This is a genomic window from Rhodococcus sp. DMU1 (genome assembly GCF_012272955.1).
Lineage (GTDB): Bacteria > Actinomycetota > Actinomycetes > Mycobacteriales > Mycobacteriaceae > Rhodococcus > Rhodococcus aetherivorans.
Genome location: NZ_CP050952.1, coordinates 5,236,728 through 5,253,735, shown reverse-complemented (window position 1 = coordinate 5,253,735; position 17,008 = coordinate 5,236,728). Strand labels below are relative to the sequence as shown.

The window sequence follows — 17,008 nt, the reverse complement described above, 5'->3', positions numbered from 1 at the left end:
CCGCTCCTGACCCGGCGCACCTGAGGTGGGCAGGGCGATTCGACCTGACTGCGGTCTTCACGCCCCCGGGCCGGGCCGATGGGTGTGCAGGGCGTCGAGACGGCGCCGGTACTCGTCCTCGTCGATCTCGCCGCGGGCGAAGCGCATGGCCACAATCTCTTCCGGCGTCGGGGCATGGGGCGCCGGCGGTGGTGTCGACCGGGGAGTCGCGGCGCGCACCAGCATCACGATGCCGACGATCACCAACGCCCAGAACGCCACCATCCCGACGGTCATGAGCACATAACCCCAACCGTTCATGCCGTTGCCGTACCAGAACATCATCGAAACCACCCTTCCTCGCCCTCGGTCGGCGCTACCGGACACCGGCTGTCCGACCCGGTCGGCCGCAGCACCGGCACCCCGCGTGGGGCAGCGGTGCGCGGTCCCGGTGTGTTCGCTGTCCACGGTGCCCGGCCTCGATGAGCTCTTCGCCGTCGTTTCCGTGAAGATCTGCTCAAGAACAGCGGCGATGGTCGCCCAGGCGTCCGGGTCGGTCGCCGATTGCCGGAGGGGCCGGGGCGGGAAGGGGCCGCAGCGTCCACGGTCCGGGCACGGAGCGCCGTGTGACCCCGGCTCCGGGCTCGGCGCGGTGGTTCTTCAGGAAATCTTCACCGAAAGGTCCGAGTTGTCGCCGGGTGCGGCTGCCAGGCTCGGATCCGGACGAGGTGCGGCCGGCCGGTCGGCCGCACCGCAGAGGGCGTATCACACCCGCAGTGGTCCGCGTCCCCCGCCGAGGGGTGAGGCGGGCCGGGTTTGCCGCAGCCGCTGTGGGGGATGCCTTCGCTATCGCGACCGTGGTGTCGGCCCGGTGCGTGTACACGACGGAAAGGAATGTTCTTGTGAGGAAGAAGTCTCTGGCCACCGGCGCAGTGGCGGTCGCTGCGGCGCTCACCCTGGCCGCCTGCAGCGACTCGGGCAACGATCAGGCCTCGCAGGCGAGCCCGTCGGCGACGGCGACCACCAGCGCCTCCGCCGAGACGGCCGCCGACCACAACCAGGCGGATGTGACCTTCGCCCAGCAGATGATCCCGCACCACAGCCAGGCCATCGAGATGAGCGACGTCATCCTGGCCAAGGAGGGCATCGACCCGCGGGTCACCGAACTGGCCCAGCAGATCAAGGCCGCCCAGGGCCCGGAGATCGAGCAGCTGCAGAGCTGGCTCACCGACTGGGGGCAGCCCACCATGCCCATGGGCACGACCAGCATGCCGATGGCCACTCCGAACATGCCCATGTCGTCCCCCGGGATGGAGATGCCCGGACACGACATGCCGATGCAGTCCACCACGATGCCCGGCGGCGGACAGATGGGTGGCGGCATGAGCGGGATGATGTCGGCCGAGGACATGACCGCCCTGCGCGACGCACAGGGTGTCGACGCGTCCCGCCTGTTCCTGACCCAGATGATCGAACATCACCGCGGCGCGATCGCGATGGCGCAGACCGAGGTCGACTCCGGGCAGAATTCCGATGCGGTGGCCATGGCGCGCACCATCGCCGAGACGCAGCAGCAGGAGATCACCACGATGGAGAACATTTTGTCCTCGTTGTGACCGCGAGAAAGCCGCCGCGATCGCGCGGTCGACACGGTGGGGCCCGGCACGCGGACGTGCCGGGCCCCACCGGTCAGCGGGGAGCACCGCCCGGTCCGACCGCGTCAGTTCAGTGTGTACAAGACCTCGGCCGTGGCGGCGTAGGCGGTGTCGAACCCGGTGGCGGTCAGCGCCTCCACCTGCCCGACGAAGGCCCGCTGCTCCCAGGCGGCGCCGTCCCGGCTGCGCCAGGCGTAGCCGTCGGCATCGATGCCCCACAGCCCGTCGCCGGTGCCGGCCAGCAGCACGAGGGCGGGTGCGTCCTCGACCGGGGTGAAGGTGCGTGCCAGGTCGGTGCTGCGCTCGAGCCCGGCCGGCGTGATCGCCCACACCGCGTCCGGGGTCAGGGCCAGGGCCGCGGCCGCCACGGTGGCACCGGCGCTCCAGGTGGCGCCGGCGTCGGTGGACACCCGGATGCCGCGGGTGCCGTCGAAACCGACCACCACGGTGCCGTCCGTGGCCAGGGCGTGGAAATCCACCTCTCCGAGCAGGGACCGGTCGGTCCAGGTGCGCCCGCCGTCGTCGCTGCGGCGCAAACCCAGCGGGTTGGGGCCGGGGTTCGACGGACCCGGATGGCCCGAGGCGACCAGCACGTCGCTGCCGGACACCCCGGCCAGCCCCATCAGATCGTCGTCGGAGGTGCCGACCTCGGTGGTGGCGCCGGACGGCGCGACCGCGACCAGTCCGCTGTGAGTGCCGGCCAGGATCGTGCCGGCGGAATCGACGCTCAGCCCGTGCACGTGATCGAGCGCCGGGGACAACGCAACGCGCGGTGCGGTGGCGGCGCCGGAGGGTACGGTCGCCGCGCGAGGGGCGTCGGGGGACGAGCACCCGGCCACGAGCAGGGCAGCTGCGGCCAACGCCGACACCGCGCCCGGCAGGCTCGTCCAGGTGCGCGCACGCGCCTTGAGATCCATGGAGAACTGGTCGCGATTCATGCAGCTCGCTGCCGGAGCTGTTCGCGCACCCGCAGGCGCTCCTGCTCGGTCAGCACGATCGTCAGCGGCGACAGGTTCCGCATCTCCGCTCCTCTCACACTCGACAGACCGAGTGCCCTCAGTGTAGGGGGGACGGTAGCGGTCGAGAGCACGCGAGATTCGGGCAACCCCCGGCACCGGAGCCTGGGGCGCCGCCCGGCGGCGACGACGCGCCTGCTAGGGGCACACCCGATACGGCCCCCGGCAACAAGAGCGCCACCGGAGGGGAAGACCCCGGCGCCGCACCCGCAAGCCCCACCCTGCCGCGCCCGGCCGACGGCGGGCACTGGGGCGGGACCGGGCGGTCCGTCGCCCCGACCGCCGGGGTGATCACCTCCACCTTCGGGACGGGCGGGGACACGGAGGCATCGACATCGCCGATACCATGGGCGCACCGATCGTCGCCGTCGCCGACGGGGAGGTCATCAGCGCCGGACCGGCACAGGGCTACGGGCTGTGGGTACGCATCCGGCACGACGACGGCACGGTGACCACCTACGGCCACAACAACACCAACCTGGTGACGGCCGGGCAACGAGTCGAAGCCGGGCAGAAGATCGCCACCGTCGGAGATCGCGGCAACTCCACCGGACCCCACTTGCACTTCGAGGTCGAAGACCGCTCCGGCGCCAAGACCGACCCGGCGCAGTGGCTGGCCGACCGCGGCACCCCCATCATCGCTGCGGACTGACCTCCGAGCGGGCAACCGCACCGCTCCACTGGCACAGCCCGCAGCGCACCCACCCCAGGCGGCGCACGACAGCTCGAATGAACCGGTGCTACGCCATGCGCGCCGGCAGGTTCCGAAGTGCGGGGGTGCTGCGGCCCACTCCTGCCGTGTCCGGACACCGAAAGTCGAGATCTCGTGAAGATCTGTTGAAGAAGACGGATCTCGCACGCGAGGTGGCACATCGGGGAACAACAGAGCGTCATAGTGGGACGATCCCGCCCCCGAGGGTTACTCGGCTCCAGAAAGGTCACGGCCGTGAACATGATGGGCATGATGGACCAGGCGCACACCCTGCTGCACCAGCTGATGATGTGGCTCCACCAGATGGGCGGGATGCCCATGATGAACATGCCGATGTAGCGCAGCCGCTCGCCGGAGCTCGCCGACCACCCGGGTCTCGGCCCCGGCAACGGGCACCGGCCCAGCAGGCAATCCCGGCCATCTACAGCGGAAAGTCACAACGGCGAGGGCGCCCACACGGTCGCCTGCGATCGGCGTGCCGCGACCGGTACTGCGGCGCTCGTCGCCGGTTCACACGTCCAGCGTCACCGAGCACGACCACCCTTCCGGTCCTCGGTCGAGGCGCAGCTCGTGGAGCGACACCGCCTTCGGGACCGCACCGATCTGGGGCACCGCGGCGGCGTCGACCATCGAGAACCGCGCCTCCGCTGTGCCGCCGCCGGATTCGACGACCACGTCGATCGGGATCTCCCCGGCCGTGTCGAGCAGATAGATCACCTCGTCGAGCACCGCGACGAGCAGGTCCTCGTCGCCGTCGGCCGTCAACGGGCGGTTGCGGACCCGGCCGGGTCCCGCGGACGAGATGTCGGCGAAGCTCGCGACGGCGCCGCGCACCGCCTGCGCGATGCACTCGTCACGGGTCGGTGCCCACGCCTCGATGCGCAGATCCGCCGTGTGCGGCACCGACCGGTACCCGCTTCCGTTCATGATTCGCTCCCGGGCCTGTGCAGCAGGCACTGCAGATCCTATGGTGGAACGAGGCCGCCGACGTCGCGTTCCCGCCCCCGGATCGGACAGTGATGAGGATCGTCGAGGAGACCCCGTACCGGTTCCGGATCGATCGGGCCGGCGCGATGCGCGTACCCGGGATCGTCTTCGCCACCCGGTCCCTGCTCCCCGTCGCGGAGGGGGACGAGGCGCTCACCCAGGTCGCCAACGTCGCGACGCTGCCCGGCATCGTCACCGCGTCGTTCGCCATGCCGGACGTGCACTGGGGTTACGGCTTTCCCATCGGCGGGGTCGCGGCGACGGACATCGACGACGGCGGCGTCGTCTCCCCCGGCGGCGTGGGCTTCGACATCTCGTGCGGCGTGCGGCTCCTGATCGCACGCGACGCGGACCGGTCCGCCCTCGCGTCGCGCCTGGGTGTGTTGATGGACCGGCTCGGTCGCGTCGTACCGCGCGGCATGGAGACCCGGGGCGTGTGGGAACTCCCGGACCGTACCGTGCTGCGGCAGGTGCTCGCGGGCGGCGCCCGCTTCGCGGTGGAGCAGGGGCACGGGGTCGCCCGCGACCTCGAGCGGTGTGAGGACCGTGGCGTGTTGGACGGCGCCGACCCGGACGCGGTGAGCGACCGTGCCGTCGAGCGGGGCCTCGGTCAGCTCGGCAGCCTCGGGTCGGGAAACCACTTCCTCGAGGTCCAGGCCGTCGAGCGGGTCTTCGATCCGGACACCGCGCGGCTGATGGGGCTCGACGTGGGCACGGTGTGCGTGATGATCCACTGCGGATCCCGCGGCCTGGGCCACCAGATTTGCACCGACCATGTACGTGAGATGGGTAAGGCAATGGGCCGCTACGGGATTCACGTCCCCGACCGGCAGCTGGCGTGCGTTCCGGTCCGGTCGCCGGAGGGGGAGGCCTATCTCGGGGCCATGGTGGCGGCGGCCAACTACGGCCGGGCCAACCGGCAGTTGCTCACCGAGGCGGCCCGCCGGGTCTTCGAGGAAACGGCCGGCACGACCCTCGACCTCCTCTACGACATCTCGCACAACCTGGCGAAGATCGAGCGGCACGAGGTCGGCGGCCGGGTCCGCGCGCTGTGCGTGCACCGCAAGGGCGCGACGCGGTCCCTGCCGCCGGACCACCCCGACGTGCCCGCCGACCTCACCGATGCAGGGCAGCCCGTGCTCATCCCCGGCACGATGGGCACCGCGTCGTACGTGCTGGCCGGTGTCGCCGGGAACCCGGCGTTCTACTCCACCGCGCACGGGGCCGGTCGGGTGCAGAGCCGGCACCGTGCTGCCCGGCACACCGACGGCCGGGCGGTGCGCGACGCACTCGAGACGCACGGGGTGCTCGTGCGGGGAAGCTCGTGGCGGGGACTCGCCGAGGAGAAGCCGGAGGCGTACAAGGACATCGACGCGGTGGCGGAGGTGAGCGAACGTGCGGGCCTGGCCCGCCGGATCGCCCGGCTCGTGCCGCTCGGCGTCGTCAAGGGGTGAGCGGGCGACATCGTCCGCAGTCCACGTCTCGGCTATGTCCATACCTGTTCGGCGACCCGGCGGAAGTTCCCGCCCAGGATCATGGTGATCGCCTCCTCCGGATAGCCGCGCCGCTGCAGTTCGGTGCCGAGGGTGCGAGTGTGCTCAGGCGGCACCCAGTCGATGCCGCCGTACCGGGTGTAGGCCTCCGGAACAGGTCCGGGTGCGACGCGAACTCCGCCTGTGCGTCGAGATGGTCGAAGGAGAAATCGGACCCGATGCCGACATGCTCCGGGCCGAGCAGCTCGACTGCATGGTCGATGGGGCGGACCATAGCCTCGAGAGTGGCCTCGTTCTCGCCGAGAAAGTTGCCCCCGCCGGCGATGCCGACGACGCCGCCGGTTTCGGCACAGGCGAGGGCCTGCTCGTCGGTGATGTTGCGTTCGTGCTCCCACATCGACCGCATGCACGAGTGCGAGTAGATCACCGGCGACGCCGAGACCTCACACAGGTCGAGCCCCGTCCGGCGGCTGCAGTGCGAGCCGTCGACCACCATCCCGACCGCGTTCATCTCGGCCACCAGATCGCCGACGTTGAGGGACGTGAAGGCGCCGGCGCCGGTGTCGTAGCGCAACAGGTCCGCCGTGCGGGCGGTGGTGGTCAGCGGCAGACAGCAGTGCTGCTTCCACAGGAAGCGGGGCCGCGGGACGCTGGCGGAGTGGGTCGGCACCGGGTCACCGTGCCCGACGGGGCGCCGGGGGCGCCATGCGTTTTCGCGGGTAACGATCCTGCTCGCACCGACGTAGTGATTGACATCACAACGGACCGTGCTCATACTCGTCCAAGTTGAACTCGAAATCAACTTTGGCTGCCGTTCTCACTCCAGGAGTACTCCATGTCCGACATCCACGGCGTCTGTGACCCTCGGTTCTCCGCGCTGCGAGAGGCCCTCGAACGGAATCTCGATTCGGGGGAGGACGTCGGCGCGTCGATCGCCGTGACCCTCGACGGTGAACCCGTCGTCGACATCTGGGGCGGCTCCATGGACGCCGGCGGAACGCGGCCGTGGGAGCGGGACACCATCACCAACGTCTGGTCGTGCAGCAAGACGGTCACCGCCCTGGCTGCCCTGATGCTCGTCGACCGGGGGCAACTCGACCTCGACGCACCGGTGGCGCGGTACTGGTCCGACTTCGCCGCCAACGGCAAGGACGGGATCCTGGTCCGGCACCTGCTGTCCCACACCTCCGGCGTGTCCGGCTGGGACCAGCCGTTCACGATGGACGACCTCGCCGACACCGCCAAAGCCACGGAACTGCTGGCGGCGCAGGCGCCGTGGTGGGAGCCCGGCACTGCCTCCGGCTACCACGCGCTCAACTACGGGCATCTGATCGGCGAGGTGGTCCACCGCGTCGACGGCCGGACGCTGACCGGCTTCATCGAGGAGGAGATCGCGCGTCCCCTCGACGCCGACTTCCGCCTCGGCGTGGCCCGCTCGGACTACTCGCGCGTGTCCGAGGTCATCCCCCCGCCCCCGCTGCCGATCGACCTCGCGACCCTCGATCCCGCGAGCGTGATGGTGAAGACCTTCACCGGTCCGCCCGCCGACGCTGCGGCGTCCTGGAGCGACGGCTGGCGCGAAGCCGAGATCGGCGCGGCCAACGGACATTCCAATGCTCGTGCCCTGGCGAGGATCCAGTCGGTGATCGCGTGCGGGGGACGGGTCGGCGACGTCCGCCTGCTCTCGGCCGACACCATCGACGCGATATTCGACGAGCAGTCCTACGGTGTCGATCTCGTGCTCGGCGTTCCCGTCCGCTTCGGAGTCGGATTCGGGCTTCCCACAACGGAATCGGTTCCGTTCGTCCCGCAGGGGCGGATCTGTTTCTGGGGCGGCTGGGGTGGATCCCAGATCATCGTCGACACCGAGCGCAGGATGACCGTCGCGTACGTGATGAACAAGATGGGACCCGGCCTGCTCGGCTCCGATCGCTCGGCGGAGTACGTCTCCGCAGCGTTCGCCGCCGTGCCGTGAGGCCGGACGTCGGAACCCACCGTCCGGCAACTTCTCTCAGGCGATACCGCGGATGGGCCATTGCGGGTCCACGTCCGACGCGTCGCGGCCGAGGCCCGAGAGGTACTCGGCGAAATTGCGTTGCCGCTCCGCGTGCCAGGCCGCCTGGTCCGTCATGATGTCCAGGTCGGCGAGCTGCGGGAAGCGGGTGCACAGCGCCCGCGCCAGTTGCCCGGCCGCGAGTGCGTCCGCCTCGGCCTGATGGGCGGCGGTCAGCGTGACGCCGTACGCAGCGCAGACCGCCTGCAGGGTGCGGCCGCCCTCGCGGCCGCGGTCCATCTCGCGGTCGACGACGTACGGGTCGAACACCAGGCCCGTGGCGAGTCCCGGCAGGCCCAGCCGGCGGCCCTCGGCGTCGATGACCGTCAGGTCGTAACTGGCGTTGAACGCCACGACGATGTGATCGCGGACCCAGGCCTCGCACAGTGCCTCGCGGATCTGGGCGTAGCCGGCCGTGTACTCGAGGCCCTCGGCGCGCGCCCGCTCCGTGGTCACGCCGTGGATCGCCGACGTCTCCTCCGGGATCTCGATGCCCGGATCGAGCAGCCACGTCCGCGACGCGACGGTGTCACCGTCGAGGACGACGACGGACGCGGTCACGATGCGCGCGATCCGCGGATCGCGGTCGGTGGTCTCGAGGTCGAACGCGCAGATCGGTCGATCGGGCCAGTGCGTCATCGGGGGTCCTGTCGTCGGTCGTGCGGGCGGTGAGGGCGGTCACGGCGATTGTGGCCGCAGCCACCGACACCGTCCGCCGGGCGGCGCGACGTCGTGCGCCGGACCGGCCGAAATGGCTCCGTGCGGCACGAAGGCGTACGCTGCTGGTGTTTCGTCAGGCCCCCGGAGCGGTTCCGGGTGATGTGGAGGAGGTGGGACTCGCGATGCGCAGTCGACCTCCGAGTACCGGCTGACGGCAGCCCGTACGCGTCCTTTCGGTGCGCGACGGTTGCCGTCGCGTGTACGTCCCACGGCGAATGTCCTCGCCGTCGTCCCCCGTGCCCCCCGAAAGGCCGTGCCGACATGCTGCCGAACCGTTCCGTCCGTGCCCTGCTGCCGCGTCGCTCCGCGGCGGCGACCGCCGACCCGTCCGCCGGGTTCGGTGCGTCCCTGCACCCCGCCGTCGCGTCGAGTCCCGGCCGTGACGCCGCGGGGGCGGAGAGCAGCATCGTCGACAGCGCGGTCTACCGTGACGGCCGCCGCGTCGCGTCGCCGGCGACGCTCTCGCAGGCCCTCGACTGCCTGCCCGAGCCCGGCTCGATGGCGTGGATCGGGATGTACCGGCCCACCGACGCTCAACTCAACGCCGCCGCAGAGCAATTCGGGCTGCACGAACTCGCGGTCGAGGATGCCATCGTCGCGCATCAGCGCCCGAAGCTCGAGCGGTACGGCGACACGCTGTTCGTCGTGCTGCGGGCCGCCCGCTACGTCGACGAATCCGAGCGGGTCGACTTCGGTGAGGTGCACGTCTTCGTCGGCCCGACGTTCGTGCTGACCGTCCGGCACAGCGAATCGCCCGACCTGTCGGCGGTGCGGGACCGGATGGAGAGCGAGCCGGATCTGCTGCGGCTCGGCCCCGAGGCGGTGCTCTACGCGATCCTCGACGCCGTCGTCGACGGGTACGCGCCGGTCGTCGCGGGCCTGCAGAACGACATCGACGAGATCGAGACCGAGGTGTTCAGCGGCGATCCGCGGGTCTCGCGCCGCATCTACGAACTGTCCCGCGAGGTCATCGAGTTCCAGCGGGCGGCCAAGCCGCTGCTCACCGTGCTGTCCGGTCTGTCGTCGGGATTCGCCAAGTACCGCACCGACGACGAACTGCAGCGCTACCTGCGGGACGTCACCGACCACGCCACGACGGTCGTCGAGCAGGTCGACAGCTTCCGTCAGCTGCTCGGCAACATCCTCACGGTCAACGCGACGCTGGTCTCGCAGATGCAGAACGAGGAGATGCGCAATCTCAGCCGGGCGAGCATCGAGCAGAACGAGGAGATCAAGCGGATCTCGGCGTGGGCGGCGATTCTGTTCGCGCCCACGCTGATCGGCACGGTCTACGGGATGAATTTCGACACCATGCCGGAATTGCATTGGGCCGCAGGATATCCCATGGCCCTACTGATGATGGTCATGACGTGCGCGGGGCTCTACGCGATCTTCCGCCGCCGCGGCTGGTTGTAGCCGGCCGCGGCGGACGGCGACCTCAGAGTGTGTCGGTGCAGACCACGAAACGACGCTCGCTGTAGACGAATCCGCCTTCGGAGACGGAGCAGTCGTTCACGTTGTCGGTGTTCTGCAGGATCTCGGTGACCTTCTCCGTCTCGGGGCCGGGCGCGGCGCAGTCGACGCGTTGCGGGTCCTCACCGGAGATGTCCATGCAGCTGTCCACCACCCAGTCGACGTCGAGGCACAGGGCGCCCACCTCGACACCGGCGGAGGACTCGTAGTAGGTCTGGTCGGCGTCCGAGACACACTGCTCGCTGGAGTCGACGATGTCGATCACCTTGTAGTTCGAGTCCATGCTGCCGCAGGTCGCGTTCTCGATGGTCGCGTCGTCGACGGTGCCGCCGAGGCGCACGCAGTCGCCGATCTCGACGTCGATGTCCAGGCCGGAGGAGCCGGGGGACGTCGGTGCCGTGGTAGTGGTCGGACGGCCGGTGGTGGTCCGGGTATCCGATGCACTGGCCGACGTGGTCTCGGACCCGGACTCGGGCACCGCCCGGGGCTCGACGTCCGATCCGCACGCGCCGAGTACCAGAGCCGCCGCGGCCAGCGCGACGGCGGTGCCGCTCACCCGTCGAATGAAGTTCATGGGGGGAGAGCGTACGGAATGTCCGCCTCGGGCGGGAAACGTAGGGTGATTTCTCGCAAATCCGGCGGGCACGAGTCGGCTCCGGGTGCGACCATGGGCCGGTGCAGCTGCCCGTCGCTCCGCCGATCGCACCGATGCTCGCCAAGGCCGTGTCCGAGGTCCCGGCTCAGCCCGCCGACGGCGACCCCGAGTGGTCGTACGAGCCGAAATGGGACGGCTTCCGCGCCGTCGTGTTCCGCGACGGCGACGAGGTGGTGTTCGCCTCGCGCGGCGGCAAGGACCTCGTGCGGTACTTCCCGGAACTGGCGGAGGCGGTGCGGGCCGAGTTGCCCGCCCGGTGCGTCGTCGACGGTGAGATCGTGGTGCCCCGCCCGCGCGACGGCCGGATCCGGCTCGACTGGCAGGCGCTGTCCGAGCGAATCCACCCGGCGGCGAGCCGCATCGCGTTGCTCGCCGAGCAGACCCCCGCGCAGTTCGTCGGCTTCGACCTGCTCGCGATCGGTGACGAGAACCTGATGGAGGCGCCGTTCGCGCGGCGCAGGGAGCGGCTGCGGGCGGTGGTCGGCGGCGGCCCCAGCTGCCACGTCACGGCCGCCACCCGCGACGCGGACACCGCCGGCCGGTGGTTCGCCGAGTTCGAGGGTGCCGGTCTCGACGGGGTCGTCGCCAAGCGTCTCGACGGGCCCTATGTGCCGGACAAGCGGGAGATGCTCAAGGTCAAGCACGCCCGCACCGCCGACTGCGTGCTCATCGGCTACCGGCCGCACAAGAGCATCGACGGGGTCGGGTCCCTGCTGCTGGGCCTGTACGACGGCGGCGACGAACCGGTGATGGTGGGCGGTGCGTCGGCGTTCACCGTCGACCAGCGCAAGGAGCTGCTCGCCGAACTCGCACCGCTGCGGGTCGGCGCCGACGTCGTCGCCGAGGGGGAGCCGAGCCGGTGGCGGACGGCGGTGGACCGCCGATGGATACCGCTGCGGCCGGAGCGGGTCCTGGAGGTGGCCTACGACCAGATGGAGGGCAACGCCGAGGCCGGCCTGCGGTTCCGGCACGCGGCGCGGTTCCTGCGGTGGCGACCGGACCGCGAGCCGCGCAGCTGCACCTTCGAGCAGTTGGACGTGCCGGTGCGGTACGACCTCGGCGACGTCCTCGACCGGACAGGAGTGTGACCTCCGGTGCCCGATGCGAAGCGTTCTCCCGCCGTGGAACTGGACGTCGGCGGCGTGCCCGTCCGCCTGTCCAACCCCGACAAGGTGTACTTCCCCCGGCTCGGAGAGGCCGGCACCAAGCGCCGCCTCGTCGAGTACTACCGGACCGTCGCGACGGCCGGCTCGGCGCCGCTGCTGCAGGCGCTGCGGGAGCGGCCGACACATCTGCAGCGGTTCCCCGACGGGATCGAGGGCGAGGAGATCTACCAGAAGCGGGTGCCTGCCCGCCGGCCCGACCACGTCGCGACGTGCGAGGTGACGTTTCCGTCCGGCCGCACCGCCGACGTGCTGCGGGTGCGCAGCGCGGCGGACGTCGTGTGGGCGGCGAACCTGGGCACCGTGACGTTCCATCCGTGGGCGGTGCGCTGCGGGGACGTCGACCGCCCGGACGAGTTGCGCATCGATTTCGACCCGCAGCCGGGGACCGCGTTCGACGACGCCCGCGCGGTCGCGCTCGAGGTGCTGCGACCGCTGCTCGACGAACTGGGTCTGGTCGGTTTCCCGAAGACGTCGGGCGGCCGCGGCCTGCACGTGTACGTCCGCATCGTCCCGGAGTGGGACTTCGTCGGCGTGCGCCGCGCCGGGATCGCCCTGATGCGGGAGGTGGAACGCCGCAGCGGCGGCCGGGCCACCACCGCGTGGTGGAAGGAGGAGCGCGGGCAGCGCATCTTCCTCGACTTCAACCAGAACGCCCGGGACAAGACGATCGCGTCGGCATATTCGGTGCGGCGCACCCCGATCGCGACGGTGTCGACACCCCTGACGTGGGACGAACTCGTCGACGCCGACCCGGACGATCTCACGATCGCGACCGTGCCGGGCCTGCTCGAGCGCCGCGGCGATCCGATGGCCGCGATGGACGAGACCGCGCAGGCGCTCGACGTGCTGCTCGAGATGGCCGAGCGGGACGCCGCCGCGGGCCTCGGCGACCTGCCCTACCCGCCGACCCATCCGAAGATGCCGGGCGAGCCGAAGCGGGTGCAGCCGTCCCGCGACACCGACCGCAAGCGGCCCGGCTAGGGATTCACCGGGGCGGTGACCTCTCGTGACCGCATCGATGCCCGCCGACCCGGTGAACCGGTGCGCGTCTCCGTAGACTCCCCCTGGGGGATTCGGTTTGCGGGGGACGAGGCCGGAGGAGGCAGTCACCGTGTCGGTGGTAGCGGATGCGCGGAAGTCGGTTCGGGTTCTCGGTGGTGGGGCCGTGGTGGCGGCGGCCGTCGGGGCCGCACTCGTCGCGGCGCCGTCCGCGCAGGCGGTGACGTGTGCGGCGCCCCCGGGTTCGGCGGCCTCGGTCACCCAGCTCGACGGGCGGACCGCGTGCGGCGCGGTCGCGGACGCACCGAGCGGCGCGTGGGCCCACGGCGACGGCGGAGTCGGCTTCGCCGACGCGCGCACCGGGGCGCGGGTGCTCGCGGCCGGGCTCTCGGGGGGTGCCGGGGCGGGCGAGGCCCGCGGCGGTTCTCTCGCCACGCTCGGTTTCGGTGAGGACGCGCTGGCCCTGGGCATCGTCGAGGAGCCCGCGACCGCGGTCGTCGTGGCCGGCCCGCAGTCCCAGGCCTTCATCGGCGACCTGCGCGACCCGGTGCTGTGCGAGGGGTCCGCCGCGACCGCCGTCAACCTCACCACCGGCCGTGGGTGCGTCGTGCTGGGGACGTTCCGGTACGTCACGCCCTGACCGGGAGCCTGCGGAAAACCCGTTCGGGACCGGACGCTGCGACGTAACCTGGCGGCACGATGTCGACTGGGAGGTACCACGGATGACAGCCCGACCGGTGCGGGGCGCGGCGGCGGTACAGGAACCGCCGCCGACCGAGATGCACGTCGACCGGCGATTCCTGCCGCTCGCGGATCGCTTCTTCGACCTGTACCGGCTGCCCCGGCACGGGGGCGGGGCCCTCGCGGCCTACCTGGACGGCGAGAAGGTGCTCGACATCTGGGCGGGCTGGGCCACCCGCGACCGGCGGTGGAACCGCGACACGGTGTCGCTGTCCTTCTCCACCGGCAAGGGCGTGGCGTCCACCGTGGTGCACCGGCTCGCCGACCGCGGCCTGATCGACTACTTCGCCCCCGTCGCGCGGTACTGGCCGGAGTTCGCGGCGGCCGGCAAGGAGGACGTCACCGTCGCGGACGTGCTCACCCACCGGGCCGGACTGCACCGGGTGCGCAACCTGCGGCCCGGCCGGATGGGCATCGTCGACTACGACGCCACGGTGCGTGCGCTGGCCGCGGCCCCACCCGACCCGCGCCGGCTGGAAGGCCCGGGATACCACGCCGTCACGTACGGCTGGCTCGTCGCGGAGATCGTGCAGCGCGTGACCGGGTCGCCGTTCGTCGACGTCGTCCGGCAGGAGATCGCCGAACCCCTGGGTACCCCCGAATTCTGGTTCCGGGTGCCGGAGGAGCAGCGGCACCGCATCGCCAAGCTGTTCCCGCGGATCAATCCCGCCGGCCTGCACTGGGGGATGACCGCCTCGGTGCTGTCCCGGGTGAGCCTCACCCGGGGCCTCGCGGAGGCCGCGATGCCGGAGGAGTTCGACGAGCTGGTGCGCGATCCCGCGGTGCACGACGCGGTGATGCCCGGCTGGAACGGGGTGTTCTCGGCGCGCGCCCTGGCGCGGATGTACGGGGCGATCGCCGCGGGCGGCACGATCGACGGCGTGCAGTTCCTGCACCCGGAAACCATCGAGGCCATGAGCGAGGTCCAGGTGCGCGGCCGCGACTACGTGCTCGGGGTCCCGATGGCGTGGCGGCTCGGCTACCACCAGCCGGTGTTCGTCAGCCGGGAGCGGCCGCGCGGGGCGCTCGGCCACTACGGGGTCGGCGGTTCCGGCGCCTTCGCCGACCTCGACACCGGACTGGCGCTCGCGTTCACGACGAACCGGCTGGGCAGCGGTCCGATCGCGCTGGGCGATCTGCGCCTCGCGCGGCTCGGCGCGCTGGCGCGCGACCTGGCCCGCCGCGCCTGAGGAAGGTGCCGCGGCGCCTACCCCCACGATTGTTCGAAGCAGTTCGATACGGAGGGAGCGACACTGTGAGCCACGTGTACCGGGTGATCGAGGTGGTGGGTTCGTCGACGGACAGCGTCGACGACGCGATCAAGCAGGCCGTCGCGCGTGCGGCGGAGACCACGCGCCACCTCGAGTGGTTCGAGGTGATGAACGTCAGGGGCCACATCGACGACGGGGCCGTCGCGCACATCCAGGTGACCGTGAAGATCGGCTTCCGCATCGAGCCGACCGACGGCTGACGCGTCCGGTCCGGTGGCGGGGGACACGCCGGGAGAGCAGGGGCGGCGAACCGGATCTCGACCGGAATTGGAACACGTTATAGTCTGAGTGGGTCGTCGAACCCCCGGCACTTCAGGCAGGTATCCACCGTGGTTTACGTGATCACCCAGGCGTGTTGCAACGATGCCTCGTGCGTCGAGGTCTGCCCCGTCAACTGCATCCATCCCACGCCCGACGAGGCGCCGTTCGCCACCACCGAGATGCTCTACATCGACCCGGACACCTGCATCGACTGCGGCGCGTGCGTGGACGAATGCCCGGTGGACGCGATCTACGCCGACAACGAGCTGCCCGCCGCGCACGAGCCCTATCTGAAGATCGCCGAGGACTACTACCGGCGATACCCGATCGGACCGGACTGGCCCGAGGAACGCGACCGCACCAAGATTCCCGCCGAGCTCGGCACCCTGCGGGTGGCGATCGTCGGCTCGGGGCCGGCGGCCTGCTACGCCGCGCTGGAGCTGACCGGCCGGGCCCGTGTCGAGGTCGACATCTTCGACCGCCTGCCCACCCCGTACGGCCTCGTCCGCGCAGGTGTCGCCCCGGACCATCAGAGCACCAAGGCCGTCGGCGAGCTGTTCCGTAGTGCTCTCGGCCACAAGAAGAGCCAGTGCTGGTTCAACGTCGAGGTGGGCACCCACATCAGCCACGAGGAACTACTCGCGCACCACCATGCCGTGCTCTACGCCGTCGGCGCCGCCGGGGACCGGCGCCTGGACGTGCCCGGCGAGGACCTGCCCGGTTCGCACGCGGCCACCGAGTTCGTCGCCTGGTACAACGGACACCCCGACTACGCCGACCGCACCTTCGACCTGTCCGGCGAACGCGCGGTGATCGTCGGCAACGGCAACGTCGCCCTCGACGTGGCGCGGGCACTGGTCATGGACCCGGACGAGCTGGCGAAGACCGACATGGCCGACCACGCCGTCGCCGCCCTGCGCGAGTCGAACATCCGCGAGGTCGTCGTCGTGGGACGCCGCGGACCCGCCCAGGCCGCCTACACCAACCCGGAACTGCTGGCCCTCGGTCAGCTCACGGGCGTCGACGTCGTCGTCGACCCGGCCGAGGCCGAACTCGACCCGGCCAGCCGCGCCCTCGTCGACGACCCCACCGCCGAACCGCGGATCGCGCTGAAGGTCGAACAGGTCCAGGGCTTCGCCCAGCGGCGCCCCACCGAGGGCAACAAGCGGATCGTGCTGCGCTTCCTCGCCGCCCCTGTCGAGCTGAGCGGTGACGGCCGGGTCGAATCGATCACCCTCGAACGCACCGAACTGGTCGAGGCGAACGGCCGGCTCGAGGCGCACCGCACCGGGCAGACCGAGACCCTGGCCACCGGCCTGGTCCTGCGTTCTGTCGGCTACCGCGGGGCCCCCGTCGCCGACCTGCCGTTCGACGACCAGCGCGGCATCCTCCCCAACGAGGAGGGCCGGGTCGTGGACCCGGAGACGAACGAGCCGCTGCCCGGCGTGTACACCGCCGGCTGGATCAAGCGCGGACCCACCGGCGTCATCGGCACCAACAAGCAGTGCTCCGCCCAGACCGTCGAGCACTTGGTCCAGGATTTCGTGGCCGGCCGGCTCGTCGCACCCGTCGCCGACCGGGAGAAGCTCGCGGCGCTGGTCTCCGAGCGCCGGCCGGAGTACGTCGACTACCGGGGCTGGCAGCAGATCGACAAGCAGGAACGCGCCCGGGGCGGCGCCGCGGGTCGCTCTCGCGTGAAGTTCGTCGCTGTCGCCGATCTCCTTGCCGCCTCTCGAATCGAGTCCTGACCTGGGCGCGAGCCCGCGAGGGGTGGTCCGGGCGGGCATGGTCGAATTGCCCGCTTGCGGGGGAGCTGTGTCTAATGGG

15 protein-coding genes and 2 pseudogenes are annotated in these 17,008 nt (G+C 71.1%); 11 read left to right on the top strand and 6 right to left on the bottom strand.

What is annotated here, in order from left to right; genetic code table 11:
• Positions 1-57: 57 nt before the first annotated feature.
• Entirely contained in the window at positions 58-324 is a 267-nt protein-coding gene (locus tag HFP48_RS23940) for a hypothetical protein (RefSeq protein ID WP_050035965.1), read from the bottom strand.
• 557 nt (positions 325-881) lie between these two features.
• Here HFP48_RS23940 and HFP48_RS23935 point away from each other — a divergent pair.
• Complete coding sequence (locus HFP48_RS23935; RefSeq protein WP_029546334.1) at positions 882-1,595, top strand: DUF305 domain-containing protein; 714 nt, start codon at positions 882-884, stop codon at positions 1,593-1,595.
• 104 nt (positions 1,596-1,699) lie between these two features.
• Here HFP48_RS23935 and HFP48_RS23930 read toward each other — a convergent pair whose 3' ends face one another.
• Complete coding sequence (locus HFP48_RS23930) at positions 1,700-2,572, bottom strand: F510_1955 family glycosylhydrolase (RefSeq protein ID WP_235431121.1); 873 nt, start codon at positions 2,570-2,572, stop codon at positions 1,700-1,702.
• Between the two features lie 332 nt (positions 2,573-2,904).
• Between HFP48_RS23930 and HFP48_RS23925 the strand changes: the two are divergent.
• A pseudogene (locus HFP48_RS23925) lies at positions 2,905-3,302 on the top strand (M23 family metallopeptidase); the annotation flags it as partial.
• 570 nt (positions 3,303-3,872) lie between these two features.
• On the opposite strand, the gene HFP48_RS23920 reads toward HFP48_RS23925, so the two are convergent.
• Positions 3,873-4,289, bottom strand: coding sequence for an archease (locus HFP48_RS23920; protein ID WP_006931695.1), 417 nt, complete (start codon positions 4,287-4,289; stop codon positions 3,873-3,875).
• A gap of 92 nt (positions 4,290-4,381) precedes the next feature.
• Here HFP48_RS23920 and HFP48_RS23915 point away from each other — a divergent pair, with 92 nt between their 5' ends.
• Positions 4,382-5,803: an RtcB family protein gene (locus HFP48_RS23915; RefSeq protein ID WP_072636380.1), complete on the top strand. Its 1,422-nt coding sequence runs from the start codon at positions 4,382-4,384 to the stop codon at positions 5,801-5,803.
• A 32-nt stretch (positions 5,804-5,835) separates the two neighbouring features.
• Here HFP48_RS23915 and HFP48_RS23910 read toward each other — a convergent pair.
• Positions 5,836-6,365, bottom strand: a pseudogene (locus HFP48_RS23910) (membrane dipeptidase); the annotation flags it as partial.
• Between the two features lie 312 nt (positions 6,366-6,677).
• Between HFP48_RS23910 and HFP48_RS23905 the strand changes: the two are divergent.
• Positions 6,678-7,817 carry a serine hydrolase domain-containing protein gene (locus HFP48_RS23905; RefSeq protein WP_006931701.1) on the top strand — a complete coding sequence of 380 codons (1,140 nt, stop codon included), beginning with the start codon at positions 6,678-6,680 and terminating at the stop codon, positions 7,815-7,817.
• A gap of 36 nt (positions 7,818-7,853) precedes the next feature.
• On the opposite strand, the gene HFP48_RS23900 is transcribed toward HFP48_RS23905, so the two are convergent.
• Positions 7,854-8,534, bottom strand: a complete 681-nt coding sequence (locus tag HFP48_RS23900; protein ID WP_006931704.1) for a 3'-5' exonuclease — start codon at positions 8,532-8,534, stop codon at positions 7,854-7,856.
• 342 nt (positions 8,535-8,876) lie between these two features.
• On the opposite strand from HFP48_RS23900, the gene corA reads away from it, so the two are divergent.
• Positions 8,877-10,031 carry a magnesium/cobalt transporter CorA gene (gene corA / locus HFP48_RS23895; protein ID WP_161997121.1) on the top strand — a complete coding sequence of 385 codons (1,155 nt, stop codon included), beginning with the start codon at positions 8,877-8,879 and terminating at the stop codon, positions 10,029-10,031.
• A 22-nt stretch (positions 10,032-10,053) separates the two neighbouring features.
• Here corA and HFP48_RS23890 read toward each other — a convergent pair whose 3' ends face one another.
• A complete protein-coding gene (locus tag HFP48_RS23890; protein ID WP_006931708.1) occupies positions 10,054-10,662 on the bottom strand; it encodes a hypothetical protein in 609 nt (202 codons plus the stop codon).
• Positions 10,663-10,763: 101 nt separating this feature from the next.
• On the opposite strand from HFP48_RS23890, the gene HFP48_RS23885 reads away from it, so the two are divergent.
• The 6 genes from HFP48_RS23885 (at position 10,764) to HFP48_RS23860 (ending at position 16,929) form a co-directional block, all read left to right on the top strand.
• The gene (locus HFP48_RS23885; protein WP_168580159.1) at positions 10,764-11,831 is read left to right on the top strand and encodes an ATP-dependent DNA ligase; all 1,068 of its coding nucleotides are present in this window, start codon (positions 10,764-10,766) and stop codon (positions 11,829-11,831) included.
• Positions 11,832-11,837: 6 nt separating this feature from the next.
• Positions 11,838-12,890, top strand: a complete 1,053-nt coding sequence (locus tag HFP48_RS23880; protein ID WP_168580158.1) for a DNA polymerase domain-containing protein — start codon at positions 11,838-11,840, stop codon at positions 12,888-12,890.
• 130 nt (positions 12,891-13,020) lie between these two features.
• Positions 13,021-13,548: a DUF6764 family protein gene (locus HFP48_RS23875; protein ID WP_050035963.1), complete on the top strand. Its 528-nt coding sequence runs from the start codon at positions 13,021-13,023 to the stop codon at positions 13,546-13,548.
• Between the two features lie 82 nt (positions 13,549-13,630).
• Positions 13,631-14,839, top strand: coding sequence for a serine hydrolase domain-containing protein (locus tag HFP48_RS23870; protein WP_029546323.1), 1,209 nt, complete (start codon positions 13,631-13,633; stop codon positions 14,837-14,839).
• A 65-nt stretch (positions 14,840-14,904) separates the two neighbouring features.
• Positions 14,905-15,120, top strand: coding sequence for a dodecin (locus HFP48_RS23865; RefSeq protein ID WP_006931721.1), 216 nt, complete (start codon positions 14,905-14,907; stop codon positions 15,118-15,120).
• Positions 15,121-15,249: 129 nt separating this feature from the next.
• Positions 15,250-16,929, top strand: a complete 1,680-nt coding sequence (locus tag HFP48_RS23860) for an FAD-dependent oxidoreductase (protein ID WP_065922036.1) — start codon at positions 15,250-15,252, stop codon at positions 16,927-16,929.
• Positions 16,930-17,008 lie beyond the last annotated feature (79 nt).

Bases quoted from the DNA above. Each gene is read 5' to 3' on its own strand.
- HFP48_RS23940 (WP_050035965.1), bottom strand. From the start codon at position 324: ATGATGTTCTGGTACGGCAACGGCATGAACGGTTGGGGTTATGTGCTC.
- HFP48_RS23930 (WP_235431121.1), bottom strand. From the start codon at position 2,572: ATGAATCGCGACCAGTTCTCCATGGATCTCAAGGCGCGTGCGCGCACC.
- HFP48_RS23920 (WP_006931695.1), bottom strand. From the start codon at position 4,289: ATGAACGGAAGCGGGTACCGGTCGGTGCCGCACACGGCGGATCTGCGC.
- HFP48_RS23915 (WP_072636380.1), top strand. From the start codon at position 4,382: ATGAGGATCGTCGAGGAGACCCCGTACCGGTTCCGGATCGATCGGGCC.
- HFP48_RS23905 (WP_006931701.1), top strand. From the start codon at position 6,678: ATGTCCGACATCCACGGCGTCTGTGACCCTCGGTTCTCCGCGCTGCGA.
- HFP48_RS23900 (WP_006931704.1), bottom strand. From the start codon at position 8,534: ATGACGCACTGGCCCGATCGACCGATCTGCGCGTTCGACCTCGAGACC.
- corA (WP_161997121.1), top strand. From the start codon at position 8,877: ATGCTGCCGAACCGTTCCGTCCGTGCCCTGCTGCCGCGTCGCTCCGCG.
- HFP48_RS23890 (WP_006931708.1), bottom strand. From the start codon at position 10,662: ATGAACTTCATTCGACGGGTGAGCGGCACCGCCGTCGCGCTGGCCGCG.
- HFP48_RS23870 (WP_029546323.1), top strand. From the start codon at position 13,631: ATGACAGCCCGACCGGTGCGGGGCGCGGCGGCGGTACAGGAACCGCCG.